19 protein-coding genes are annotated in these 23,787 nt (G+C 64.9%); 16 read left to right on the top strand and 3 right to left on the bottom strand.

Going from position 1 to position 23,787, the window contains the following annotated elements:
- Positions 1-16 precede the first annotated feature (16 nt).
- A complete protein-coding gene (locus B5E65_RS08220) occupies positions 17-1,219 on the bottom strand; it encodes a tetratricopeptide repeat protein (protein ID WP_087171292.1) in 1,203 nt (400 codons plus the stop codon).
- A gap of 209 nt (positions 1,220-1,428) precedes the next feature.
- Here B5E65_RS08220 and B5E65_RS08215 point away from each other — a divergent pair, with 209 nt between their 5' ends.
- Both B5E65_RS08215 and B5E65_RS08210 read left to right on the top strand, forming a co-directional pair.
- Positions 1,429-1,875, top strand: coding sequence for a MarR family winged helix-turn-helix transcriptional regulator (locus B5E65_RS08215; RefSeq protein ID WP_087171291.1), 447 nt, complete (start codon positions 1,429-1,431; stop codon positions 1,873-1,875).
- 194 nt (positions 1,876-2,069) lie between these two features.
- Complete coding sequence (locus B5E65_RS08210; protein ID WP_242957511.1) at positions 2,070-2,927, top strand: FUSC family protein; 858 nt, start codon at positions 2,070-2,072, stop codon at positions 2,925-2,927.
- 133 nt (positions 2,928-3,060) lie between these two features.
- On the opposite strand, the gene ppdK is transcribed toward B5E65_RS08210, so the two are convergent.
- A complete protein-coding gene (gene ppdK / locus B5E65_RS08205; protein WP_087171290.1) occupies positions 3,061-5,694 on the bottom strand; it encodes a pyruvate, phosphate dikinase in 2,634 nt (877 codons plus the stop codon).
- A 258-nt stretch (positions 5,695-5,952) separates the two neighbouring features.
- On the opposite strand from ppdK, the gene B5E65_RS08200 reads away from it, so the two are divergent.
- The 7 genes from B5E65_RS08200 (at position 5,953) to B5E65_RS08170 (ending at position 13,720) form a co-directional block, all read left to right on the top strand.
- Positions 5,953-6,687: a UDP-N-acetylglucosamine diphosphorylase gene (locus tag B5E65_RS08200; RefSeq protein ID WP_087171289.1), complete on the top strand. Its 735-nt coding sequence runs from the start codon at positions 5,953-5,955 to the stop codon at positions 6,685-6,687.
- A 106-nt stretch (positions 6,688-6,793) separates the two neighbouring features.
- Positions 6,794-7,390, top strand: coding sequence for an aminoacyl-tRNA hydrolase (pth, locus tag B5E65_RS08195; RefSeq protein ID WP_087171288.1), 597 nt, complete (start codon positions 6,794-6,796; stop codon positions 7,388-7,390).
- A 22-nt stretch (positions 7,391-7,412) separates the two neighbouring features.
- A complete protein-coding gene (gene mfd, locus B5E65_RS08190; protein WP_087171287.1) occupies positions 7,413-10,877 on the top strand; it encodes a transcription-repair coupling factor in 3,465 nt (1,154 codons plus the stop codon).
- A 95-nt stretch (positions 10,878-10,972) separates the two neighbouring features.
- A complete protein-coding gene (locus B5E65_RS08185) occupies positions 10,973-12,043 on the top strand; it encodes a hypothetical protein (protein ID WP_087171286.1) in 1,071 nt (356 codons plus the stop codon).
- Between the two features lie 63 nt (positions 12,044-12,106).
- Positions 12,107-12,871 (top strand): TFIIB-type zinc ribbon-containing protein, encoded by a 765-nt coding sequence (locus B5E65_RS08180; protein WP_087171285.1) that lies wholly within the window; start codon positions 12,107-12,109, stop codon positions 12,869-12,871.
- Complete coding sequence (locus B5E65_RS08175; RefSeq protein WP_087171284.1) at positions 12,868-13,326, top strand: hypothetical protein; 459 nt, start codon at positions 12,868-12,870, stop codon at positions 13,324-13,326. Before B5E65_RS08180 ends, B5E65_RS08175 begins: the two co-directional genes overlap by 4 nt.
- Before the next feature lie 13 nt (positions 13,327-13,339).
- Entirely contained in the window at positions 13,340-13,720 is a 381-nt protein-coding gene (locus B5E65_RS08170; protein ID WP_158098545.1) for an SdpI family protein, read from the top strand.
- A 207-nt stretch (positions 13,721-13,927) separates the two neighbouring features.
- Here B5E65_RS08170 and epsC read toward each other — a convergent pair whose 3' ends face one another.
- Entirely contained in the window at positions 13,928-14,599 is a 672-nt protein-coding gene (gene epsC / locus B5E65_RS08165) for a serine O-acetyltransferase EpsC (RefSeq protein ID WP_087171282.1), read from the bottom strand.
- A gap of 319 nt (positions 14,600-14,918) precedes the next feature.
- Between epsC and B5E65_RS08160 the strand changes: the two genes are divergently transcribed.
- From B5E65_RS08160 to carB, 7 genes are read left to right on the top strand one after another with little or no spacing between them, the layout of a single operon-like run.
- Positions 14,919-16,094, top strand: coding sequence for a dihydroorotase (locus B5E65_RS08160; RefSeq protein ID WP_087171281.1), 1,176 nt, complete (start codon positions 14,919-14,921; stop codon positions 16,092-16,094).
- Between the two features lie 29 nt (positions 16,095-16,123).
- On the top strand, positions 16,124-16,999 hold the full coding sequence (gene pyrF / locus B5E65_RS08155) for an orotidine-5'-phosphate decarboxylase (RefSeq protein ID WP_087171280.1): 876 nt from the start codon (positions 16,124-16,126) through the stop codon (positions 16,997-16,999).
- Positions 17,000-17,002: 3 nt separating this feature from the next.
- Positions 17,003-17,749 (top strand): dihydroorotate dehydrogenase electron transfer subunit, encoded by a 747-nt coding sequence (locus B5E65_RS08150; RefSeq protein ID WP_087171279.1) that lies wholly within the window; start codon positions 17,003-17,005, stop codon positions 17,747-17,749.
- Positions 17,742-18,650: a dihydroorotate dehydrogenase gene (locus tag B5E65_RS08145; protein WP_087171278.1), complete on the top strand. Its 909-nt coding sequence runs from the start codon at positions 17,742-17,744 to the stop codon at positions 18,648-18,650. The genes B5E65_RS08150 and B5E65_RS08145 overlap by 8 nt, the downstream gene beginning before the upstream one ends.
- A 16-nt stretch (positions 18,651-18,666) precedes the next feature.
- Positions 18,667-19,260, top strand: coding sequence for an orotate phosphoribosyltransferase (gene pyrE / locus B5E65_RS08140; protein WP_087171277.1), 594 nt, complete (start codon positions 18,667-18,669; stop codon positions 19,258-19,260).
- An 11-nt stretch (positions 19,261-19,271) separates the two neighbouring features.
- The gene (locus B5E65_RS08135) at positions 19,272-20,375 is read left to right on the top strand and encodes a carbamoyl phosphate synthase small subunit (RefSeq protein ID WP_087171276.1); all 1,104 of its coding nucleotides are present in this window, start codon (positions 19,272-19,274) and stop codon (positions 20,373-20,375) included.
- Positions 20,368-23,574 (top strand): carbamoyl-phosphate synthase large subunit, encoded by a 3,207-nt coding sequence (gene carB, locus B5E65_RS08130; RefSeq protein ID WP_087171275.1) that lies wholly within the window; start codon positions 20,368-20,370, stop codon positions 23,572-23,574. The genes B5E65_RS08135 and carB overlap by 8 nt, the downstream gene beginning before the upstream one ends.
- Positions 23,575-23,787 lie beyond the last annotated feature (213 nt).

The following is a 23,787-nucleotide window of genomic DNA, read 5'->3' as shown; positions in this document are numbered from 1 at the left end:
TGCTGTAAAAGGAGGTTCAGGCCAGAGGAAGCTCTTCCCGTTCGCCGGTCTCCAAGCCAAAATCGTTCAGGAAATAGCGAGTGCGGATGGACAGTTCGCCGTTGCTGTTGTAGCTGTCCACCACGGCGGCGTTGTCTTCATACTGATACTCCCACCGCGTCTCCTCCTCAATGGAGCCCCAGACAAGCTGCCCGTTTTCATCCTGCCCGGTCACATCCCCATCGCGGAAATAAATCGCCTGCAGGCGGCCATCTTCATAGAGGTACTCGGTGCCGCTGTCGGGCCGGCCGTCGGTGTACTGCATAAAGACCCAGAGCGGCCGCCCGTCCTCGCTGAAGGCGCAGGTCCGCCGGTATCCGTCGTCAGACTGCTGGCCCACCAGCAGCCCGAAGGCGTTGTATTCGTTGAGACTGTCATCGTCCTGCTCCGAATAGGCCGTGGGGCTGTAGTAGGTGTTGCCGGTCAGCTGGAACAGTTCCTCCCGCACCTCCAGCGTCCGGTCCTGCTCACCCAGCAGGTAATACACCTGCATCAGCCGTTTGCCGTCGCTCTCCCAATCGCCGGCCTCCGGGTCGCTGTCCCGATGGTCCCGCATCCAGGCATAGAAATACTCCAGCTGCGGCAGCAGCGGGCGCAGCCGGGCCTGGCGTTCCGCATCGGTCAGATAGTAGTCGTCATACTGCCCCATCCGGATCCTGTCCAGCTGGCCGGTCACCTCCTGCGCCGCGTAATCATCCGGCCGGATAAGGCCATCCTCCCCGATCTTCAGATACCGTTCGGCCAGTAGTGCCAGCAGCCCGTCGGTCTGGCCCTGGGCATCCAGCTGCTGTTGCAGCAGCGCCACCGCGCCCTCCCAGTCGCCCGCGTCAAAACAAGCCTGGACTCCGTTCTCCCAGGCGGCGCGCAGGGTATCGGCCGCCGCGCCGGTCTCATCCTCTCCGGCCAGCTGCCGGGCCATGGCATAGTCTGCCAGCGCGGCCTCCAGGTCGCCCTCGCCGCCCCGGCCCCGGTAGGCGTCGCCCCGGCCCAGATAGGCCTCCGGCCGGTTGGGATCAATGCGGATGGCCTCGCCAAAGGCCAGCACGGCCTCCTCCCAGTTCTGTTCGCTGAGATACCGCATCCCCAGATCGTACTGCTCCTGCCAGCGCTGCGCCTTGCTGCATCCGGCCAGCCCCAGCAGTAGCGCCAACACCAGCAGCCATGCCGCTATTCGTTTCATCGTTTCTTCCTCCCCTGGGCCCCTGCGGGCCGGTTTTCTGCTTTTCAGTGTAATCCGGCTTGCCGCGCACCGCAACGAGCCGGGCACAAACAGCCCGGTTGCAAGCAGAAATTCCGCACCAGGAGATTCCAGGTGCCGTACACAGCCCTTGACAAAAGGCACACACCGGAATATGACTAACAAAGTTAATTAGATTGTGAGGGATTCCCGTGGAGTGGACGGATATGGTGCATTACCAGCAGCAGGTGCAGAAAGTTATGCGCTCGCTGCTGCCGGAACGCCGGTCGGCGCTTACCGCCAGCGAATGCGAACTGCTGGCGCATCTGTATTTGCAGCCCGGGCAGAACACGCCGGTTCTGCTCAGCCAGGGCACCGGCATGAAAAAGGAAGCGGTGAGCCGCTGTTTAAAAACGCTGTATGAAAAGAACTGCATCCGCAAACAGCGCAGCAAAACCGACGAGCGCAGCTATCAGCTGTTCATTACCGAAACCGGCCTGGCGGAACTGAAAAAGGGATACGAGGCCATTCTGCAGCTGTTTTATGATCTGTGGCGCAGCTGCGGCGCAGATTTTGAGGCATTTTTGCAGTACGCGGACAAACTGGCCGCCCAGATCGAGAAAGGACAGGAAATTACCCGTGACCATGAAATTTTATGATGCTTTGCAGCTGGACCCCGCCATTCTGAAACGAAAAATAGCCGCCTGCGATACAAAGCAGGAAAAAGCCCGCGACTGGATCGCCATGGCGGTGCGTTCGGCGCTGATCGTGGCCTTTACCATCGTGTTTATCAGCCTGCTGTCGGGGGTGTTCGGCGCCGACAACACCCCCCCTGGCGGTGGCCCTTTTCTGCATGATGCTGGGGATCCGGTTTGTCAACTTCACATACTGCATCGGGGATTCCCTGGTAACGCTGGCCGCTGTGCTGGCCATCCTGGTGCTGGCGCCCGGTGCGGCGGTGCTGCTTCCGCCGGTGCTGCTGATTCCGCTGCATTTTGCGGCTTTCTTCGCTCTGCTGTACATGACGTCCCAGCAGCCGGAGATGGGCAACGGCGGCCTGTACAGCTTTGCCTATATCTACCTCACCGGCAATCCGGTGCTGGGCGAGGCGCTGGTGCGCCGCGGGCTTCTGGCGCTGGTGGGATACCTGATCTGCGGCGCGATCCTGGTTGCCAAACACCGCGATCAGCACAAAACCACCCGGTTCGTTCATGTGGTGCGCAGGTTCGATCTGTCCACCCCGGTGCATCTGTGGCAGCTTCGCATGGCCCTGGGGGTGAGCCTGGTGCTCACGGCGGGGCAGGTCTTTGGTGTGGAGCGGTTCATGTGGATGGGTTTTGCCTGCGCGTCGCTGCTGTCGGAGTATCCCTATTCCGGCGATACGTCCGTCCGTTTCCGGCAGCGGATCGTGGGGGCGGTGGCGGGCTCCCTGGCATTTTTGGTGCTGTATATGGTCATGCCCGCCAGCCTGTGTCCCCTGCTGGGGCCGCTGGGCGGGCTGTGCCTGGGATTCTGCACCGACTACCGGTATAAAACCGCCATGAACTGCTTCGGCGCGCTGTCGCTGGGAACCGGCCTCTACGGCCTGACCGGCGCGGTGCTGCTGCGCATCACCGACACGCTGCTGGGTGTGCTGTTCGGCCTGGTGTTTGCGGCGGTATTCCACCGCCTGGCGGCAGTCCGCCTGCTGGCCCGCGCCCGGGAGGAGTAATCCAGTTCCCGGCTCCGCTGCCCCAATATTGTACGGCAAAACAAAACCCCCGCACGTTTCCGTTGGGAAACGCGCGGGGGTTTATTGTTTGCTCAGAACCCGTTCACGCACGAATTGAACAGTGGATGTTCAATTACTTGCGGGGGTACTTGATGGCAGCCTGAGCGGCAGCCAGACGAGCGATGGGCACACGGAAGGGAGAGCAGGACACGTAGTCCAGGCCAACCTTGTGGCAGAACTCCACGCTGGCGGGGTCGCCACCGTGCTCGCCGCAGATGCCCAGCTTGATGTCGGGACGGGTGGACTTGCCCAGCTCGCAAGCCATCTTGATCAGCTTGCCCACGCCCACCTGATCCAGCTTGGCGAACGGATCGTTCTCGTAGATCTTGTGGTCGTAGTAGGCGCCCAGGAACTTGCCGGCGTCGTCACGGCTGAAGCCGAAGGTCATCTGGGTCAGGTCGTTGGTGCCGAAGCTGAAGTACTCAGCCTGCTTGGCGATCTCGTCGGCGGTCAGGGCCGCGCGGGGGATCTCGATCATGGTGCCAACCTTGTACTTCATGTCCACGCCAGCCTCAGCGATCAGCTTGTCGGCGGTAGCGGTGACCACGCTCTTCACGAAGGCCAGCTCCTTGACCTCGCCTACCAGCGGGATCATGATCTCGGGAACGATCTTCCAGTCGGGATGCTTGGCGCTGACAGCCAGAGCGGCACGGATGACCGCCTCGGTCTGCATCTCAGCGATCTCCGGGTAGGTGACAGCCAGACGGCAGCCACGGTGACCCATCATCGGGTTGAACTCATGCAGGCCGGCGATGATGGCCTTGACCTGCTCCACGGTCTTGCCGGTGGACTTGGCCAGCAGCTCGATGTCCGCTTCCTCGGTGGGAACGAACTCGTGCAGCGGGGGATCCAGGAAGCGGATGTTGACCGGCTGTTCCGCCATGGTCTCGTACAGCTTCTCGAAGTCGCTCTGCTGCATGGGCTCCAGCTTGGCCAGAGCAGCCTTGCGGCCTTCCACGGTGTCGGCGCAGATCATCTCGCGGATGGCGGCGATACGGTCGCCCTCGAAGAACATATGCTCGGTACGGCACAGGCCGATGCCCTCGGCGCCCAGGTTCTTGGCGTCGATCGCGTTCTGCGGGGTGTCGGCGTTGGTGCGGACCTTCATGTCACGGTACTTGTCGGCCAGGGCCATGATGCGGCCGAAGTAGCCGGAGTTGACAGAAGCGGGAACGGTGGCGATCAGGCCATCGTAGATGTTGCCGGTGGAGCCGTCGATGGAGATGCAGTCGCCCTCATGGAAGGTCTTGCCGCCCAGTTCGAACTTCTTGTTCTCCTCGTCCATGTTGATCTCGGAGCAGCCGGACACGCAGCAGGTGCCCATGCCGCGGGCCACAACGGCGGCGTGGCTGGTCATACCGCCGCGCACGGTCAGGATGCCCTGGGCAGCCTTCATGCCCTCGATGTCCTCGGGGCTGGTCTCCAGACGGACCAGAACGACCTTCTCGCCCTTCTCGCTCCACTCCTTGGCGTCTTCAGCGGTGAAGACGATCTTGCCGCAGGCAGCGCCCGGGGAAGCGGGCAGAGCCTTGCCGATGGGGGAAGCAGCCTTCAGGGCAGCCGCGTCGAACTGGGGATGCAGCAGAGCGTCCAGGTTGCGGGGATCGATCATCAGCACGGCCTGCTTCTCGTCGATCATGCCTTCGTCGATCAGGTCGCAGGCGATCTTCAGGGCCGCGGCCGGGGTACGCTTGCCGTTACGGGTCTGCAGCATATAGAGCTTCTTGTCCTCGATGGTGAACTCCATATCCTGCATATCATGGTAGTGGTTCTCCAGGATGTTGCAGATGTTCACGAACTGCTCGTACACCTCGGGCATGACCTCCTTCAGGTGGTCAATGTGCTGCGGGGTGCGCACGCCGGCAACCACGTCCTCGCCCTGGGCGTTCATCAGGAACTCGCCGGTCAGGACCTTTTCGCCGTTGGAGGGGTTGCGGGTGAAGGCCACGCCGGTGCCGGAATCGTTGTTCTTGTTGCCGAAAGCCATCATCTGCACGTTGACAGCGGTGCCCCAGGAGTAGGGGATGTCGTTGTCACGGCGATAGACGTTGGCGCGGGGGTTGTCCCAGCTGCGGAACACGGCCTTCACGGCGCCGATCAGCTGCTCCTTCGGATCGGAGGGGAAGTCCTCGCCGATCTTGGCCTTGTACTCAGCCTTGAACTGCTCGGCCAGGGTCTTCAGATCCTCGGCGGTCAGGTCCACGTCCTGGGTAACGCCCTTCTCTTCCTTCATCTTGTCGATCAGCTGCTCGAAGTACTTCTTGCCGACCTCCATGACAACGTCAGAGTACATCTGGATGAAGCGGCGGTAGCAGTCGTAGGCCCAGCGGGGGTTGCCCCAGCTGGCGATGGTCTCAACCACTTCCTCGTTCAGGCCCAGGTTCAGGATGGTATCCATCATGCCGGGCATGGAAGCGCGGGCACCGGAACGGACAGAAACCAGCAGAGGATTCTCCTTGTCGCCGAACTTCTTGCCGGTGATCTCTTCCATCTTGCCGATGTACTCCATGATCTCCGCCATGATTTCGTCGTTGATCTTCTTGCCGTCCTCATAGTACTGGGTGCAGGCTTCGGTGGAAATGGTGAAGCCCTGGGGAACCGGCAGGCCGAGGTTGGTCATCTCAGCCAGGTTGGCGCCTTTCCCGCCCAGCAGCTCACGCATGGATGCGTTGCCTTCGCTGAACAGGTAGCAATACTTCTTGCCCATTGTTATTACCTCCAATAAAATTTTGCATCCCGCGCGCACAGTGCGCGGTCTCACAAGACAGACCTAATGAATGCGCAAATATTATACCAAAGAAGCCAACGGAATACCAGTGGTTTTTGCCGCTTTGCGCACTTTTTTTGCTCAAATATACCATCCGGCCGCCAAATTTTTCTTGCAAACGCGGCAAAACGCGATAAACTTAAACTGGGTGAGTTTTTCACTCGTTTCACAACGCAATCGGTGAAGGAGGCTTTATCCATGCAGACAGACGCCGCCGCGGCCTTTGCCGCCGCACAAGCGCAGTATAAACAGACCTTTGAAAAGCACCTGGCCAATGGGGTGAACTTCATGTCCGACCAGGTCTGGATCGACCCGGAGGTGGAGATCGCCCCCGGCGCCACCATCCTGCCCGGCTGCATCCTGCGGGGCAACACCAAAATCGGCGCGGGCTGCGTGGTGGGCCCGAACAGCCTGCTGGAAAACACCGAACTGGGCGAGGGCAGCACCTTCAACGCCAGCCAGGCCTATGACAGCCGCCTGGGCGCGGGCAACAAGATCGGCCCCTATACCCATATCCGGCCGAACACCGTGACCGGCCCGGGGGTGCATCTGGGCGCCTATGTGGAGACCAAGAACTCCGGTCTGGGCCAGGGCACCACCGTGAGCCACCTGACCTATATCGGGGATTCCGATGTGGGCGAGTACTGCAACTTCGGCTGCGGCACCGTCACCAGCAACTACGACGGCGAGGCCAAGCACCGCTGCAAGATCGGGGACTTTGTGTTCCTGGGCTGCAACACCAACCTGATCGCCCCGGTAACGGTGGGCGACGGGGCCTACACCGCCGCGGGCAGCACCATCACCGGCGAAGTGCCCGCCGGGGCGCTGGCCATCGCCCGCAGCCGCCAGACCAACAAGGACGGCTGGGCCGAGAAGAAGCTGGGCGCCTACATCGCCAAGAAGAAAAAGCTCAAGGAACAGCAGCCCAAATAAACCGCGCGCCGCGCATACGCAGGCTGACCCGGCAGGGGGTACCCCCGCGCCGGGCCGGCCCCTTTGCGTCTGTCCGCATATAAATAACAGCAAGGAGAATCACAGCATGTTCTTTCGATCCAACCCCGCCGGCGGGGCCGAGTGGCTCATCGTCGGTCTGGGCAATCCCGGCCCCAAATACGACGGCACCCGCCACAACGCGGGCTTCATGGCGCTGGACTGGCTGTCCGACAAATGGGGCGGCAAGGTCACCCGGGCCAAGTTCCAGGGCCTGTACGATACCGTGACGGTGGACGGCCGCAAGGTCACCCTGCTCAAACCTCAGACCTTCATGAACCTGTCCGGCCACAGCGTGGGCGCCCTGGCGGACTTTTTCAAGATCCCGCCCCAGCGGGTGATTGTGCTCTGCGACGATGTGACCCAGGCCCCCGGCAAGCTGCGCATCCGGCCCTCCGGTTCGGCGGGCGGGCACAACGGCCTCAAGGACATCATCGCCTGCCTGGGCAGCCAGGAATTTCCCCGGGTGCGGATCGGGGTGGGGGAGAAGCCCCATCCCGACTACGACCTGGCCGACTGGGTGCTGGGCCGGTTTTCCGCCGAGGACCGCAAGGCCCTGGAGGGCCGCTTTGCCGACGTGGAGGACGCGGTGCGCCTGATCATGGACGGCCGCCTGAACGAGGCCCAGAACCGCCACAACCGATAAGCCCGCGTATAGGAGGCGCGTTATGCTGCAAGAGGTACTGAAACGCACATCCGAATATACCCGCCTGCGCGCCGCGCTGGATACCCCCGGCGCGGCGGCGCTGTTCGGCCTGCCCCCTGCCGGGCGGGCCCAGCTGCTGGCGCTGCTGGCCCAGGAGACCGGCGCGCCGGTCTGCGTGGTGACCCCCGGCGAGGCGGAGGCCACCCGGTTTGCCTCCGACCTGTGCGCGCTGGGTCTGGCGGCGGAGGTGTTCCCCGCCCGGGACCTGCTGCTGCGCCCGCTGGAGGGCGCGGGCCGCGAGTACGAGTACCGCCGCCTGGCGGTGCTGGGCAGCCTGGTGGGCGGGCGGCTCGGGGCCGTCTGCGTGCCGGCTGAGGGCCTGCTGCAGTATACCGTGCCCAAGGCGGAGTTCTGCGCCAACACCCTGACATTGCGCCCCGGCCAGACCATCCCGCCCAAGGAGCTGGCGGCCCGTCTGCTGGACGCAGGCTACCACCGGCGTGACCGGGTGGACGGCCCGGGCCAGTTCAGCCTGCGGGGCGGCATCCTGGACGTGTACGCCCCGGATATGGCCGCCCCCGCCCGCATTGAGTTCTGGGGGGACGAGATCGACACCCTGAACAGCTTCGACCTGCTGACCCAGCGCCGGGAAGACCCGTTGGAAAAGGTGTATATCTCCCCGGCGCGGGAGGTGCTGTTCGGGGACGCGGCCCAGACCGCCGCGGCGCTGCGCAGCTACGCGGCCGCCGCCCGGGGCCCCAAGCGCACCGCCCTGGAGCGGGCGATGGAGGAGGACCTGACCCAGCTGGACGCGGGCATCATGCCCGAGGCGCTGGACAAGTATTTCCGGGTGCGGTACCCGAACCCGGCCACCCTGCTGGATTATTTTGAGGGCGGGGTGCTGGTGCTGGAGGAGCCCGGCGCCATCCGGGAAGCCCAGCGGGCCACCCGGTTCCGCCGGAATGAAGAACTGGAAAGCCTGCTCCATGACGGGGCCATCTGCGCCGGCCTGGACGGGCTGTATGAGGATATGCCCTATCTGCAGCAGGCGGCGGAGCGGATGCCCGCGCTGCTGTGCGAGAACTTTGCCCGCACCCTGCCGGAGTTTCCTTTAAAAGAGATCGTAAACGCCGCCGGCCATGCCCTGCCCCCCTGGAACGGGGAGGTGGCGGGCCTGGTGAGCGAACTGGAACCGCTGAAAGCCCAGGGGTACAGCGTCACCGTGCTGGCGGGTACCCCCCGCGCCGCCGAGGCCCTGGCCCGGGATCTGCGGGAACGGGGCTTCGGGGCCTCCACCGCCGCCGACCTGCTGCCCGGCCCCGGCGCGGTGCAGGTGCTGCCGGGCCATCTGTCCGGCGGGGCCCAGTTCCCCTTTGCCAAATACGCGGTGTTCACCGGGCGGCGGCAGGCCGCCGGGGCCGCCCGCAAGACAAAACCGAAAAACAAGGACGCCCTGTCCAGCCTGACCGACATCAAGCCCGGGGACTACGTGGTGCACCAGAACCACGGCGTGGGTTTGTATTTAGGTATCCAGCGGCTGGATCTGCAGGGGGTGGTCAAGGACTACCTGAAACTGGCCTACGACAAGGGGGATACCCTGTATGTGCCGGTCACCCAGCTGGACCTGCTCAGCCGGTACACCGCCCCCGGCGACGAGGGCTCGGTGAAGCTGGCCAAGCTGGGCGGCACCGAGTGGACCCGCACCCGCCGCAAGGTGAAAAAGGCCACCCAGGAGATGGCCCGGGAGCTGATCGAGCTGTATGCCCGCCGCCAGCAGGCCAAGGGCAACGCCTTCCCCCCGGACGGGGAGTGGCAGCGGGATTTCGAAACCCGTTTTGCCTACGACGAGACCGAGGACCAGCTGACCGCCTCGGCCGAGATCAAGCAGGATATGGAAAAGCCCTGCCCCATGGACCGGCTGCTCTGCGGCGACGTGGGGGTGGGCAAGACCGAGGTGGCCATCCGGGCGGCCTTCAAGTGTGTGATGGGCGGCAAGCAGTGCGCCATCCTGGCCCCCACCACCATCCTGGCCTGGCAGCACTACAACACCCTGCTTACCCGGATGGAGGCCTTCCCCATCCGGATGGGACTGCTCAGCCGGTTCCGCACCGCCCAGCAGCAGAAGCAGACCATCGAGGGGCTGCGCACCGGCGTGGTGGACATCGTGGTGGGCACCCACCGGCTGCTGAGCAGCGATGTGCAGTTCAACGACCTGGGCCTGGTCATCATCGACGAGGAACAGCGGTTCGGGGTCAAGCACAAGGAAAAGCTGAAATCCGCCTTTCTGGGGGTGGATATGCTCACCCTTTCCGCCACCCCCATCCCCCGCACCCTGAACATGGCCATGAGCGGTATCCGGGATATGTCCACCATCGAGCAGCCCCCGGTGGAGCGCCAGCCCATCGAGACCTACGTGCTGGAATACGACGAGGGCATCCTGTCGGAGGCCATCCGCAAGGAGCTGGCCCGGGGCGGCCAGGTGTACTACCTGCACAACCGGGTGGAGACCCTGGACGCCTGTGCGGCCCACGTGGCCAAGATGGCCCCGGACGCCCGCATCGGCCTGGCCCACGGCAAGATGACCGAGGCGGAACTGAGCCGGGTGTGGCAGCAGCTGCTGGACGCGGAGATCGACATCCTGGTCTGCACCACCCTGATCGAGACCGGGGTGGACGTGCGCAACTGCAATACCCTGATCATCGAGGACTCCGACCGGCTGGGCCTGGCCCAGCTGTACCAGATCCGGGGCCGGGTGGGCCGTTCCGGCCGCAAGGCCTACGCCTACTTCACCTTCCGGCGGGACAAGGTGCTCACCGACGTGGCGGCAAAGCGTCTGTCCGCCATCCGGGAGTTCACCAGCTTCGGTTCCGGCTTCCGCATCGCCATGCGGGACCTGCAGATCCGGGGCGCGGGCAGCCTGCTGGGCCAGAGCCAGCACGGCCATATGGAAGCGGTAGGCTATGACTTATATATGAAGATGCTCAGCCAGGCCATCGCCCTGGAAAAGGGGGAGGACCCGGCGCCGGACAAGTCCGACTGCCTGATCGACATCACGGTGGACGCCTATATCCCGGAGCGGTATATCCCCGACGCGGCGGGCCGGATCGAGGCCTACAAGCGGATCGCCGCCATCCGGGACGCGGAGGACGCCGCCGACGTGCTGGACGAACTGATCGACCGGTACGGCGATGTGCCGCCCAGCGTGTCGGGCCTGGTGGATATCTCCCTGATCCGGATCACCGCCGCCGCCGCGGGCATTTACGAGATCGGCCAGAAAAAGGATCAACTGATTCTGTACTCCGACGCGCTGCGGGCCGACCGGCTGCGCCCGGTACTGGCCCAGATGGGCGGCCGTGTCACCCTGAACGCCGTGCACAAGCCCTATCTGGCGGTGCGGGTGGCCCCGGGCGAAAAGCCCCTGGACCTGCTGCGCATGACCCTGGAGTGCCTGGGCCGGGCCGCCGCGCCCCCGCCCGCCGAAGCCTGAGCCCTTTTGGTTGCAAAACCGGGCCGCAGCGGCTATAATGGTTCTGATACAGACCCGGCCCGCCCGCGGGCCGTTGATATGAAGGAGCAACCGTTTTGAAAAAGCTGACAAAGATCCTGGCGCTGGGCCTGGCAGCGGCGCTGCTGCTGGCCGGCTGCGCCATCAAGACCCCCGACACCGTGGGCACGGTGGGCAGCACTTCCATCCCCGCCGGTGTGTATCTGCTGGCCCAGTACGAGGCCTTTGTGCAGGCCAAGGCCCTGGCCTCTGAGACCGACGTGAACGCGGTGCTGAAAGCCACCATCACCGACGAGGACGGCAACGAGACCACCGGCGCGGACTATGTTTCCGCCAAGACCCTGGAGGGGGTGTACCGCTACGCCGCCGCCGAGCAGAAGTACGCCGAGATGGGCGGTGAGCTCTCCGAGAGCGACCTGGCCCTGATCACCGAGCAGGTGGACACCCAGTGGGAGAGCATGGAGGACACCTACACCGCCAACGGCATCGGGTACCAGAGCCTGATGGCCTGGGCCGAGAACAGCTACAAGCAGGAAGCCCTGCTGGATATGCTCTACGGCCAGGACGGCACCGAGCCGGTGTCCGACGCGGATCTGACCGCCTACGCGGAGGAGAACTTCTTCCGTTTCAGCTATCTGCTGCTGCCCTATTTTGATATGAGCACCTTCTCCACCCTGGACGAAGATCAGCAGGCACAGGTGCTGGAGATGGCCCAGGAGGCCGCCGGCAAGACCACCTCTTCCGAGGATCTGCAGGCCATGGCCGAGGAGTATCTGCCCCAGGTGGGCGAGCTGCTGGGCAACGGCATGGGGGCGGATTCCGCCGCCAACTATATGGTCACCGGCGCGCTGGTGAACTACGACACCCTGACCAGCTACCTGGGTGAGGACGCCGCCGAGCAGGTCAAGGCCATGGCCGAGGGCGAGGTCCGGGCCCTGGAGAGCACCGGCTACAACTACGGCGCGGTGGTTGTGGTCAAGGAGGCGGTGTTCAACGACACCACCACCCTGGACACCCTGCGGGATGATGCGCTGTGGGGCTTTAAGTACGACGAGCTGCAGCAGCAGCTGGCCGACGAGGGCGCCGCCGCGGCCGCCCTGGATCAGAGCGCCATGAATACCTACAGCCCCCGCAAAATCAAGGGGTAAACTGCCGGCCGGACCCCTGCGGGGTGCCCGGCTTTTTTGTTACAGAAAAAAGGAGGATGCCTCATGCTGATCCGGTGTGAAAGCTGCGGCAAAATGTTCGATTATGACAAACAGGATGGCCAGTGCCCCGCCTGCGGGGCGTTCGCGGCCCGTCCCGCGGCACAGGCGGCCCCGGAAGCGGCCCCTGCGCCGGATTTCGGCCCGGAAACCGGCGGGCTGGGCGGGGTGCGGGGCACCCTGCGCCGGCCGTCGGCCGTCCGCACCGCCGCCCGCCGGGGCAGCAGCCTGCTGTGGCTGCGGGTGGCGCTGGCGGGGCTGGGCCTTGTGTTCTTTGCCCTGAGCGGGCTGATGCAGCCGCCCCAGGCCGACAATACACACCTGCCCGATACCATCGCGGCCCAGGCGGGCCAGGCGGTAACGGCGGCGGGCCGAGAGATGACCTTTACCCAGCCCCAGCGGCTTACCGGCCGCACCGCCGGCCTGCCCGAGGGCTGGCAGCTGTACCGGGTGCGGGTAAGCGCCCCCGAACTGGAGGACTGGAACTCCCGCGCGGAGGCGGCGGTCAGCCTGTACGCGGGCGGCGGATACTGGCAGATGCTGGAGGACTACGAGCTGGAGCGGCTCTGGCCGGAACTGGCCGCGGAGTCGGTGGCTTCCTATGACCTGACCAGCTGGGACGCGCTGGACGGCTGGCTGTATCTGGCCGGGCCTGCCGACGAGGCGGCCGTGCTCTGCCTGGAGGATCAGGTTCTGGACGAGGAATACGATCCCCACACCCGCACGGTGATAACCCTGACCCTTGACTGGGAGGAGGCGAGCGAGGCATGAAACATTCGGTGAAATGGTGGGTCAGCCTGCTGGCCTGCGCGGCGGTGTTCTGGGCGGGCCTGATCTGCCTGGTGATGAGCCTGGACAGCGGCGACGCGGTGCCGGTGCAGATGGCGGCGCGGGATCTGACCATAACCCCTGTGGCCTCGCCCGACCGCCCGGACGACTGGCGGGACTGGTACGAGGTGCGCTACACGCTGGAAAACCAGAGCGACCGCAGCCTGTCGCTGGATGCCTATGACCTGGTGTACACCGAGGGCGGCGATACCCTCTATCCCTGGAGCGATGACGCGGATACCGCCCTGTCTGCCCGGCCGGTGCTGCCGGCGGGCTGCAGCGTGGAGGTGTGTCACCTTTTGTATGTGGAAGAGGGGCAGAGCGCCCGGGTAAAACTGCGGTACGACAGCTGGGACGCCCGCAGCGATGTTCTGCTGGAGTTCGAGCTGGGCGAATAAAGGAGGCGCGACAATGGGATTCTGGTTCTTCATGCTCTGTATGGTGCTGCTGATCCCGGGGCTGCTGGCGCTGTTCGGCTGGTTCATGTGGCGGCATACCCCCAAGACCATCCAGTGGGTCTACGGGTACCGCACCACCCTGTCGATGAAAAATGAGTTTACCTGGCAGTTTGCCAACCAGTACGCCGGGCGGCTGATGTGGCGCGGCGGGCTGGTGATGCTGCCCCTGTCGGCGCTGGGCATGCTGCCGGTATGGGGCCGGGACGCCGATACGGTGGGCCTGGTGGGCGGCGCGCTCGCGGTGGTGCAGCTGGTTATCCTGCTGGCGGTCATCCCCGCCACCGAGCACGCTTTGCGCCGCCGCTTCAACAAGGACGGCAGCCCGCGGGGGTAAGCGGGCAGGGGCCAATCTGGGGGACCAGTCCCCCAGCCCCCCATCTGTCGGGCCGAATACTCGGCCCTCAAGACAAAATAAAACAAGGCCGGTGCGTATTCCGTGTACGCACCGGCCTTATCTTTATACTGTTCCCCAGGGCCAAATGTATTTGGCCCTGATTTCCGGGGGGCTGGGGGGAATCGTTGATTCCCCCCAGATCGGCCATTATCGCCGCGTCTCGTCCGCCTCGTCGGGCAGTTCGTCGGCGCCGCGGCGGGCGTCCCGGCATTCCAGGGCGGCCAGCCGCTTTTCCATCCGGCGCAGCTGCTCGTGCAGCACGTCCGGGATATCCCGCTGATCCAGATCGTCGCTGGGCCGCACCTTGGCACCGTCCCGGCGCACCACCACGGCGGGCACCCCCGCCACCGTGCAGTTGGGCGGCACGCAGCTCAGCACCACGCTGCCCGCCGCAATGCGGGCGTTGTCCCCGATCACCACCGGGCCCAGTACCTTGGCCCCCGCGCCGATCAGCACATTGTCCCCCAGGGTGGGATGCCGCTTGCCGGTATCCTTGCCGGTACCGCCCAGGGTCACCTGATGATAGATGGTGCAGTTGGCGCCGATCTCGGCGGTCTCGCCAATCACCACCCCCATGCCGTGGTCAATGAACAGCCCCGGCCCGATGGTAGCCCCGGGATGAATCTCAATGCCGGTGAACCCCCGGCCCCACTGGCTTACCATCCTGGCCAGAAAAAACCGCTTGTGCCGGTACAGCCAGTGCCCCACCTTATAAAAAATCAACACATGAAAACCCGGATACAGCAGCATCACCTGGGCCAGACTGGTGGCCGCCGGGTCCTTGCTCTGCATGTTGCGGGCATCTGCCAAAAGGCCCATACTTTCCCCTCCTGCTGCGCGTATTTGCCACCTATTATACACCACACGCCCCCCGCCGCGCAACCGGAACGCCCCGGCCCCGCGTCCCCCAAAAAACGGATGCCGGCTTCTGTCGTTTTTTGTGGTTGACATCCCCCGCGCGGTATGATAGAATAGACCGAAATGTAAAGGGGGTGGCCGTTTTGTGTAAAGAATTTGCACTGGCTGCCTCCATTTTTCTGCCCCGCCGTTTTCCGCTGCGGGGCCGGTGCCCGTTGTTTTGACTTTTCCTTTCGGGGAAAAGTTTTTTTTTGCCCAAAACCTGTAAGGAGGCCCTGCCATGCTCATTCAGAATGCCCGTTTGTCCGACGGCAGCGCCGTGGATCTGCGCCTTGCCGGCGGCAAGATCGCGGCCATCGGCCTGTCCCTGGCCCCGGAATCCGGCGAGGAGGTGCTCAACGCCGCCGGCCGTACCCTGCTGCCCGGCTTCATCGACCTGCACTGCCACTGGCGCACCCCTGGCTTTGAATACAAGGAGGACATCGCCACTGGCAGCGCTGCCGCCGCCGCGGGCGGGTACACCTTCGTGAACCTGATGCCCAACACAAAACCCGTGTGCTCCAGCGGGGAACAGGCCCACGCCATCATGGCCCAGGCGGAACAGATCGGCCTGGTGGGGGTCAACCAGACCGTCTCCATCACCGAGAACTTTGACGGAAAGACCCTGGACCACCTGAAAACCCTGCCCGAGGACCTGCGCTTTGTCACCGAGGACGGCAACGGCGTGCAGAGCGCCAATGTGATGGCCAAGGCGTTCGCCATCTGCTCCCAGCGGGGCATCACCATCATGAGCCACGCCGAGGACCGGGAGGTCAGCCCCTGGGACTACCGCCTGGCCGAAAACCTGGAAACGGTGCGCAACCTGCACCTGTGCGAGTACTACGGCACCCGGCTGCATATGTGCCATGTGAGCACCCGCGAGGCCATCGAGGCCATCGCCGCCGCCAAGAGCCGGGGCGTGCCGGTGACCTGTGAGGTCACCCCCCACCACCTGTGGTTCGCCGACAGCGACTACCGGGTGAATCCCCCCATCCGCACCGCCGACGACGTGGCTGCCCTGATCGAGGGCATCCGCACCGGCGCGGTAGACGCCATCGCCACCGACCACGCCCCCCACTCCGACGAGGACAAAGAAAAAGGCGCGGCGGGCATGGTGGGGCTGGAGACTGCCTTCGCTGCATGCTATACTAAATTATGTAAGGAACAGGGGCTGGAACTCTACCTGCTGGAAGCCCTTATGAGCCGGTTCCCCGCCGCCATCCTGGGTCTGGACAACAAGGGCCGCATCGCCGTGGGCGCGGACGCGGACCTGACCCTGGTGGACCTGGACGCGGCATGGACGGTGGATAAGGACAAGCTGCACTCCAAGAGCCACAACTGCCCCTACCACGGCCAGACCCTGGCCGGCCGGGTGGTCCTGACCATCCGGGACGGCCGCATCACCTACAAAGCCTGAACAAACACTGCTGCAAGGAGGAAACAATCATGAAAACCAACATGGACAAGCTGTACGACGCGGTGGCCCAGCGCGGCCCTGTCTGCGTGGGGCTGGATACGGACCCCAGCTACCTGCCTGCCGACTTTGTGCGCAGTGAGCTGACCGCCGGCGAGAACCTGGTGCGGTTCAACCGGGCGATCTTTGAGGCCACCAAGGACGTGGCCGGCTGCTTCAAGGTGCAGATCGCCTACTACGAGGCCCTGGGCCTGGACGGCCTGCGCGCCTACGCCGAGACCCTGAAGATGGTGCGGGAAGCCGGTCTGCCGGTCATCGCCGACATCAAGCGGGGCGACATCGCCAAGACCGCCGAGATGTACGCCAAGGCCCATCTGGACGGGGAGTTCGAGGCCGACTACGTGACCCTGGCCCCCTACATGGGCCTGGATTCCATCCGCCCCTACATGCCCTACGTGACCGAAAAGGGCAAGGGCCTGTTCGTGCTGGTGCGCACCTCCAACCCCGGCGCGAAGGATTTTGAGTACGAAAAGCTGGCCGACGGCCGCCACGTCTATGACATGGTGGGCGACAAGCTCAACGCCATGGGCAAAGAGTGCCTGGGCGAGAGCGGCTACTCCAGCCTGGGCCTGGTGATCGGCGGCACCCACATCGAGGAAGCCGCGGAGATCCGCGCCCGCTACCAGGACAGCTTCTTCCTGATCCCCGGCTACGGCGCCCAGGGCGGCACCGCCGCCGACATCGCCCAGTACCTGACCAAGGGCAACGGCGGTGTGGTGAACAGCAGCCGCAGCGTGCTGCTGGCCTGGAAGAAACAGCCCGGCGTGGCCTTTGACCAGGCCGCCCGCAACGAGTGCGAGCACATGCGCGCGGCCATCGCCGCCGAGTGCGCCCGTCTGGAGGGCTAAAGAATGGCGAAACATACCACACAGGCCCCGGTACTGGCCATGACCCGGGTCACCGACACCGTCTGGCAGCTGCGCGCCGGCTGGGACGGGCCGGTGCGGGCCGGGCAGTTCTTCATGCTGCGCGGCTGGCAGGGCAAAGACCCCCTGCTGGGCCGCCCCATCAGCGTCCACGACTGGGGCGAGGATTGGGTGGACTTCCTGTTTGAAGTGCGGGGCGAGGGCACCCGCCTGCTGAGCGCCCTGGAACCCGGCGACACGCTGGAACTCACCGGCGCGCTGGGCAACGGCTTTGACACCGACCTGCCCGCGGGCACCAAGGTGGCCCTGGTGGGCGGCGGCATCGGGGTGGCCCCCCTGCTGGGCACCGCCCGGGCGCTGCGGGCCGCGGGCTGCGCTGTGACCCTGTTTGCCGGTTTCCGGGACGAGCCCTATGTGCTGGACAAGTTCGAGGCCCTGGGCTGCGATGTGCAGCTGGCCACCGACAGCGGCCGCTTCGGCCACAAGGGCTTTGTGACCGAGCTGCTGAACCCCACCGACTTTGACCGGGTGCTGGTCTGCGGGCCGGAAGTGATGATGGAAAAGATCGCCCGCGCCTGCCTGGCGGCAAAGGTTCCGGTCTTTGTCAGCCGGGAAAGCCACATGGCCTGCGGCATCGGGGCGTGTCTCGGCTGCACCTGCCACACCAAGAACGGCCCCAGGAGCACCTGCAAGGACGGGCCGGTATTCCCCGGGGAGGTGCTGTATGAGTAAAGCGGACATTCGGGTGAACCTGTGCGGGGTGGAGCTGAAAAACCCGGTCATCACCGCCAGCGGAACCTTCGGCTACGGCCAGGAATACACCGATTTCATGGACGTGAGCGCCCTGGGCGGCATCTGCAGCAAGGGCGTGACCTACGTGCCCAAGTACGGCAATGAGGGCCGCCGCCTGGTGGAGACCCCCGCCGGGCTGATCAACTCCATCGGCCTGCAGAACCCGGGCGTGCAGCACTTCATCGACCACGAACTGCCCTCCATGCTCAAGCTGGGCCCGGCGGTGCTGGCGAACCTGGGCGGCGCTTCCATCGAGGATTACGAGGCGGGCGCGGCCCTGCTGGACGCCACCGAGGTGCCGATTATTGAACTGAACATCAGCTGCCCCAACGTGAAAGCGGGCGGCATCGCCTACGGCGTGAAGTGCGAGAGCGCCCGGGAGGTGGTGCGCCGGGTGCGCGCCGCCACCAAGAAGCCGCTGATCGTCAAGCTGAGCCCCCAGGCCGAGGACCTGGTGGCCATGGCCCGCACCTGCCAGGAGGCAGGGGCCGACGGGGTGAGCCTGGTGAACACCTTCACCGCCCTGGCCATCGACATCGAGCGCCGCAAACCGGTGTTCAACAATGTGTACGCGGGCCTGTCCGGCCCGGCCATCAAGCCCATCGCCCTGCGGATGGTGCACCAGGTGTGCCACGCGGTACAGATTCCGGTGGTGGGCCTGGGCGGCATCGCCAGCGCCTGTGACGCCATCGAGTTCATCATGGCGGGGGCCACGGCGATCCAGGTGGGCACCGCCAACTTCATCCGGCCGGGTATCGCCGCCGAGATCGCGGCGGGCATCCAGACCTGGTGCGATGACCATGGGGTAAAAGACCTGGACGAAATCCGAGGCTGTGTATAAAGAAAGGGAGAGAAAAATGAGCGAAGCGTTGCAGATCATGAAAGAATGCGAAGCCGTACTGGAGGGCCATTTCCTGCTGAGCAGCGGCCGTCACAGCGGCATCTACTGCCAGTGTGCCAAACTGCAGCAGTGGCCGGACAAGGCCGCGGTTGTGATGGCCCCGGTGGCGGACAAGCTGCGGGAGCTGAACATTGACGTGGTGGTGGGCCCGGCCATGGGCGGCATTGTCTACGCCTACGAACTGGGCCGCCAGCTGGGCCGCCGCGCCATCTTCACCGAGCGTGTGGACAACGTGATGGCCCTGCGCCGCGGTTTTGAGATCCAGCCCGGCGAGCGCTGCATCATTGCCGAGGACGTGGTCACCACCGGCATCTCCAGCCTGGAGACCAAGGCCGTGATCGAGGCCCACGGCGGCGTCTGCGTGGGCATCGCCTGCGTGGTGGACCGCACCAAGGCCGAAGCGCCCAGCCCCATTCCCATCGTGGCCAGCGCCGTGAAGCTGGACCTGCCCAACTACCTGCCGGAGGAGTGCCCCCTGTGCGCCGAGGGCAAGCTGCCGCTGGTGCATCTGGGCAGCCGCAAGATGGCCCAGAAGGCCGAAAACCGCTGAGGGGTGCGCCCATGAAAGCGATCTTACTGCTGGCCAACGGCCAGATTTTTGAGGGCGAAAGCCTGGGCCTGCCCGGCACCACCATCGGCGAGGTGGTTTTTGCCACCGGCATGGTGGGCTTTGAGGAGACCCTCACCGACCCCAGCTACTACGGCCAGATCATCACCCAGACCTACCCCCTGATCGGCAACTACGGCATGAACAGCCAGGACAAGGAGAGCGGCCGGGTATGGGCCCGGGGCTACATCGTGCGGGAAGCCTGCGCCGCCCCCTCCAACTTCCGCTGTGAGATGACCCTGGACGCCTTTTTGAAGGACAACGGGGTTGTGGGCATCCAGGGCCTGGATACCCGCCGCCTGACCCGCGTGCTGCGGGAGAGCGGCGTGATGAACGGCGCCATCACCACCGAGTACGACAAGATGGACGAAGCCGCCCGGGCTGACCTGATGGCCCGCATCCAGGGCTATGCCGTCACCGACGCGGTGGTGTCGGTCACCTGTGAAGAGCGCACCGAGCACAACATCGGCGGCGCGCCTCATGTGGCGCTGCTGGACTTCGGCTGCAAGGCCAACATCCTGCGCTGCCTGGTCAAGCGGGGCTGCCATGTCACCGTGCTGCCCTCCACCACCACCCCGGAGGAGCTGGCCGCCCTGGCGCCGGACGGGCTCATGCTCTCCAACGGCCCCGGCGACCCGGCCGAGAACGTGGACCTGATCGCCCGTCTGCGGGTCATGCTGGACAGCGGCATCCCCACCTTCGGCATCTGCCTGGGCCATCAGCTCACCGCCCTGGCGGCGGGCGCGGCGACCACCAAGCTGAAATACGGCCATCGCGGCGCCAACCAGCCGGTCACCCAGGTGGGCACCCACCGCACCTACATCACCAGCCAGAACCACGGCTATGCGGTGGTGGGCGAGAGCCTGCCCGCCGAAGTGGGCGCGGTGAGCCATGTGAACGCCAACGACGGCACCTGTGAGGGCGTGCAGTATTCCCAGTGGAACTGCTTCACCGTGCAGTTCCATCCGGAAGCCTGCGGCGGCCCCCACGACACCGAATTTTTGTTCGACACCTTTATCCAGCGCATCAACGAGAGCAAGGAGGATCGCCATGCCTAAGGATACATCCATCAAAAAGGTGCTGGTGATCGGTTCCGGCCCCATCATCATTGGCCAGGCGGCGGAGTTTGACTACTCCGGCACCCAGGCCTGCCGCGCCCTCAAGAGCGAGGGCATCGAGGTGGTGCTGGTCAACTCCAACCCGGCCACCATCATGACCGACCCGGACATCGCCGACCGGGTGTATGTGGAGCCGCTGGTGGCCCGGGTGGTGGAACGCATCATCGAAAAGGAAAAGCCGGACGCCATCCTGCCCAACCTGGGCGGCCAGACCGGCCTGAACCTGGCCATGGAACTGGCCCGCAGCGGCTATCTGGAAAAGGCCGGCGTGCGTCTGCTGGGCTGCCGCCCCGAGACCATTGACCGGGCCGAGGACCGGCAGCTGTTCAAGGACACCATGGAGAAGCTGGGCCAGCCCTGCATCCCCAGCAAGGTGGTCAATACCCTGGAGGACGCCCTGGCCTTTGCCGACGAGATCGGCTACCCGGTCATCGTGCGCCCGGCTTTCACCATGGGCGGTACCGGCGGCGGCATCTGCCAGGATAAGGAGCAGCTGCAGGAGATCGGCACCAACGGCCTGCGCCTGTCCCCGATCCATCAGGTGCTGATCGAAAAGTGCATCGCCGGCTGGAAAGAGATCGAGTACGAGGTCATGCGGGACGCCGCCGGCAACGTGATCACCGTCTGTAACATGGAGAACCTGGACCCGGTGGGCGTGCATACCGGCGACTCCATCGTGGTGGCCCCCAGCCAGACCCTCTCCGACAAGGAATACCAGATGCTGCGCACCGCCGCGCTGGATATCATCAGCGAGCTGGGCATCGAGGGCGGCTGCAACTGCCAGTTTGCCCTGAAGCCGGACAGCTTTGAGTACGCGGTCATCGAGGTCAACCCCCGTGTGAGCCGTTCCTCCGCGCTGGCCTCCAAGGCCACCGGCTATCCCATCGCCAAGGTGGCCACCAAGATCGCCATCGGCTACACCCTGGACGAGATCACCAACGACGTGACCGGCGAGACCTGCGCCTGCTTCGAGCCCGCGCTGGACTACGTGGTGGTCAAGTACCCCAAGTGGCCTTTTGACAAGTTCGTCTACGCCAACAAGGCCCTGGGCACCCAGATGATGGCCACCGGCGAGGTCATGGCCATCGGCAACAACTTTGAAACCGCCCTCATGAAGGCCGTCTCCAGCGTGGAGCTGGGCCTGGACAGCATGACCCTGCCCGAACTGGCCGAGCTGACCGACGAGCAGGTGGTGGACAAGCTGCATGTGCAGGACTCCGACCGGGCGTTCGTGGTCTACGAGGCCCTCAAGCGGGGCGTGGCCCACGATGTGATCTACGACATCACCAAGATCGACCACTGGTTCCTGGACAAGATGCAGCACCTGGCCGACCTGGAAAAGGGCCTGGCCGAGGGCGAACTGACCGAGGAGAAGTACCGCACCGCCAAGAAGTTCGGCTTCCTGGACAAGACCATCAAGCGGCTGTCCGGTCAGGAGATTCCCTGCAAAATCAACGCTGTGTATAAAATGGTGGACACCTGCGCCGCGGAATTTGCCGCCCGCACCCCCTATTTCTACTCCACCTACGACGAGGAGAACGAGGCCGCCCAGTTCATCGCCCAGACCAGCGACCCGAACCGGAAAAAGGTGCTGGTATTCGGCTCCGGCCCCATCCGTATCGGCCAGGGCATCGAGTTCGACTACTGCAGCGTGCACGCGGTGTGGACCCTGAAGGAGCACGGCTGCGAAGCGGTGATCGTCAACAACAACCCGGAAACCGTCTCCACCGACTTTGACACCGGCGACCGGCTGTACTTCGACCCGCTGAACCCGGAGAGCGTGGACAACATCATCGCCACCGAGCAGCCCTGGGGCTGCGTGGTGCAGTTCGGCGGCCAGACCGCCATCAAGCTGGTCAAGCATCTGGCGGAAAAAGGCGTGCGCATCCTGGGCACCCCCGCCGACGCCATCGACGAGGCCGAGGACCGGGAGCGGTTCGACGAGCTGCTGGAGCGCTGCCGTATCCCCCGTCCGAAGGGAACCACCGTCTTTACCACCGAGGAAGCCCTGGCGGCCGGTGAGGAGCTGGGCTACCCGGTTCTGCTGCGTCCCAGCTACGTGCTGGGCGGTCAGAACATGATCATCGCCCACAGCCCCGAGGACGTGACCGAGTACATGGCCATCATCACCAGCCATGTGGACATGGCCAACCCGGTGCTGGTGGACAAGTACCTGTCCGGCACCGAGTGTGAGGTGGACGCCATCTGCGACGGCGAGGATTTCCTGATCCCCGGCATGATGGAGCACATCGAGCGGGCGGGCATCCATTCCGGCGACTCGATCAGCGTCTATCCGCCCCAGAACCTGACCCAGCGGGTCCGCGCCACCCTGGTGGACTACACCGGCCGTCTGGCCCGGGCGCTGAAGGTCGTGGGTCTGGTGAACATCCAGTACGTGGTGCAGAACGGCCAGGTGTACGTGATCGAGGTGAACCCCCGGTCCAGCCGCACCGTGCCCTACATCAGCAAGGTGACCGGCGTTCCCATGGTGGAGCTGGCGGTGCGCTGCTGCCTGGGCGAGAAGCTGCGGGAGATGGGTTACGGCATCGGCCTGTACCCGGACGCGGCCAACGTGGCGGTCAAGGTGCCGGTGTTCAGCTTTGAAAAGCTGCACGACGTGGACACCCAGCTGGGCCCCGAGATGAAGAGCACCGGCGAGGTGCTGGGCATCGCGCCCACCTTCCAGGACGCGCTGCTGAAAGGCCTGGTGGCCGCGGGCTACGCCTTCAAGAAGCCCGGCCCCGGCAGCTGCTGCATCATCACCGTCAAGACCAGTGATCAGCCGGAAGTGGCGGACATCGCCTGGCAGCTCAAGCAGATGGGCTACAAGCTGTACGGCACCAGCGGTACGGCGCATTATCTGAACAACCAGATGATCCCCTGCAACGAGGTGCGCAAACTCAGCGAGGCCCGGCCCAACCTGCAGGATCTGCTGGAAAGCGGCCTGGTGGATTACGTCATCAGCACCAGCGCCAAGGGCCGCAGCCCCAAGCTGGACAGCGTGAAGCTGCGCCGCAAGACGGTGGAGCTGAGCATCCCCTGCCTGACCGCCATCGACACCGCCCGCGCCCTGGTGGACTGCCTCAAGAGCGGCCGCACCCTGGACGACGTGGAGCTGGTGGATATCTCCAAGCTGTAAAAGGCCGATATGGGGGGACAGAACCTGTCCCCCCGGCGCTGCGGTCGCAACAACGATGCGCCCGCCCGGCATCGCCGACCGCGCTGCCGGTCCAAAGCCCCACCGGGGCTTTGGCTGCTTCGCAGGCCCGGCCCCCCGAAAATCATGGCCGGAATACTCCGGCCATAGGGAAAAGCAAAAACAAGGCCCGCGCGGACCATTTCGGTCCGCGCG

This window comes from Gemmiger sp. An120, assembly GCF_002160955.1.
Lineage (GTDB): Bacteria > Bacillota > Clostridia > Oscillospirales > Ruminococcaceae > Gemmiger_A > Gemmiger_A avium.
Note: the sequence above shows the minus strand (reverse complement) of the source record. Positions and strands in the feature narration are given on the sequence as shown.

Coding starts and splice junctions, on each gene's coding strand:
- B5E65_RS08220 (WP_087171292.1), bottom strand. CDS start 1,219: ATGAAACGAATAGCGGCATGGCTGCTGGTGTTGGCGCTACTGCTGGGG.
- B5E65_RS08210 (WP_242957511.1), top strand. CDS start 2,070: ATGATGCTGGGGATCCGGTTTGTCAACTTCACATACTGCATCGGGGAT.
- ppdK (WP_087171290.1), bottom strand. CDS start 5,694: ATGGGCAAGAAGTATTGCTACCTGTTCAGCGAAGGCAACGCATCCATG.
- B5E65_RS08200 (WP_087171289.1), top strand. CDS start 5,953: ATGCAGACAGACGCCGCCGCGGCCTTTGCCGCCGCACAAGCGCAGTAT.
- pth (WP_087171288.1), top strand. CDS start 6,794: ATGTTCTTTCGATCCAACCCCGCCGGCGGGGCCGAGTGGCTCATCGTC.
- mfd (WP_087171287.1), top strand. CDS start 7,413: ATGCTGCAAGAGGTACTGAAACGCACATCCGAATATACCCGCCTGCGC.
- B5E65_RS08180 (WP_087171285.1), top strand. CDS start 12,107: ATGCTGATCCGGTGTGAAAGCTGCGGCAAAATGTTCGATTATGACAAA.
- B5E65_RS08175 (WP_087171284.1), top strand. CDS start 12,868: ATGAAACATTCGGTGAAATGGTGGGTCAGCCTGCTGGCCTGCGCGGCG.
- B5E65_RS08170 (WP_158098545.1), top strand. CDS start 13,340: ATGGGATTCTGGTTCTTCATGCTCTGTATGGTGCTGCTGATCCCGGGG.
- epsC (WP_087171282.1), bottom strand. CDS start 14,599: ATGGGCCTTTTGGCAGATGCCCGCAACATGCAGAGCAAGGACCCGGCG.
- B5E65_RS08160 (WP_087171281.1), top strand. CDS start 14,919: ATGCTCATTCAGAATGCCCGTTTGTCCGACGGCAGCGCCGTGGATCTG.
- pyrF (WP_087171280.1), top strand. CDS start 16,124: ATGAAAACCAACATGGACAAGCTGTACGACGCGGTGGCCCAGCGCGGC.
- B5E65_RS08150 (WP_087171279.1), top strand. CDS start 17,003: ATGGCGAAACATACCACACAGGCCCCGGTACTGGCCATGACCCGGGTC.
- B5E65_RS08145 (WP_087171278.1), top strand. CDS start 17,742: ATGAGTAAAGCGGACATTCGGGTGAACCTGTGCGGGGTGGAGCTGAAA.
- pyrE (WP_087171277.1), top strand. CDS start 18,667: ATGAGCGAAGCGTTGCAGATCATGAAAGAATGCGAAGCCGTACTGGAG.
- B5E65_RS08135 (WP_087171276.1), top strand. CDS start 19,272: ATGAAAGCGATCTTACTGCTGGCCAACGGCCAGATTTTTGAGGGCGAA.
- carB (WP_087171275.1), top strand. CDS start 20,368: ATGCCTAAGGATACATCCATCAAAAAGGTGCTGGTGATCGGTTCCGGC.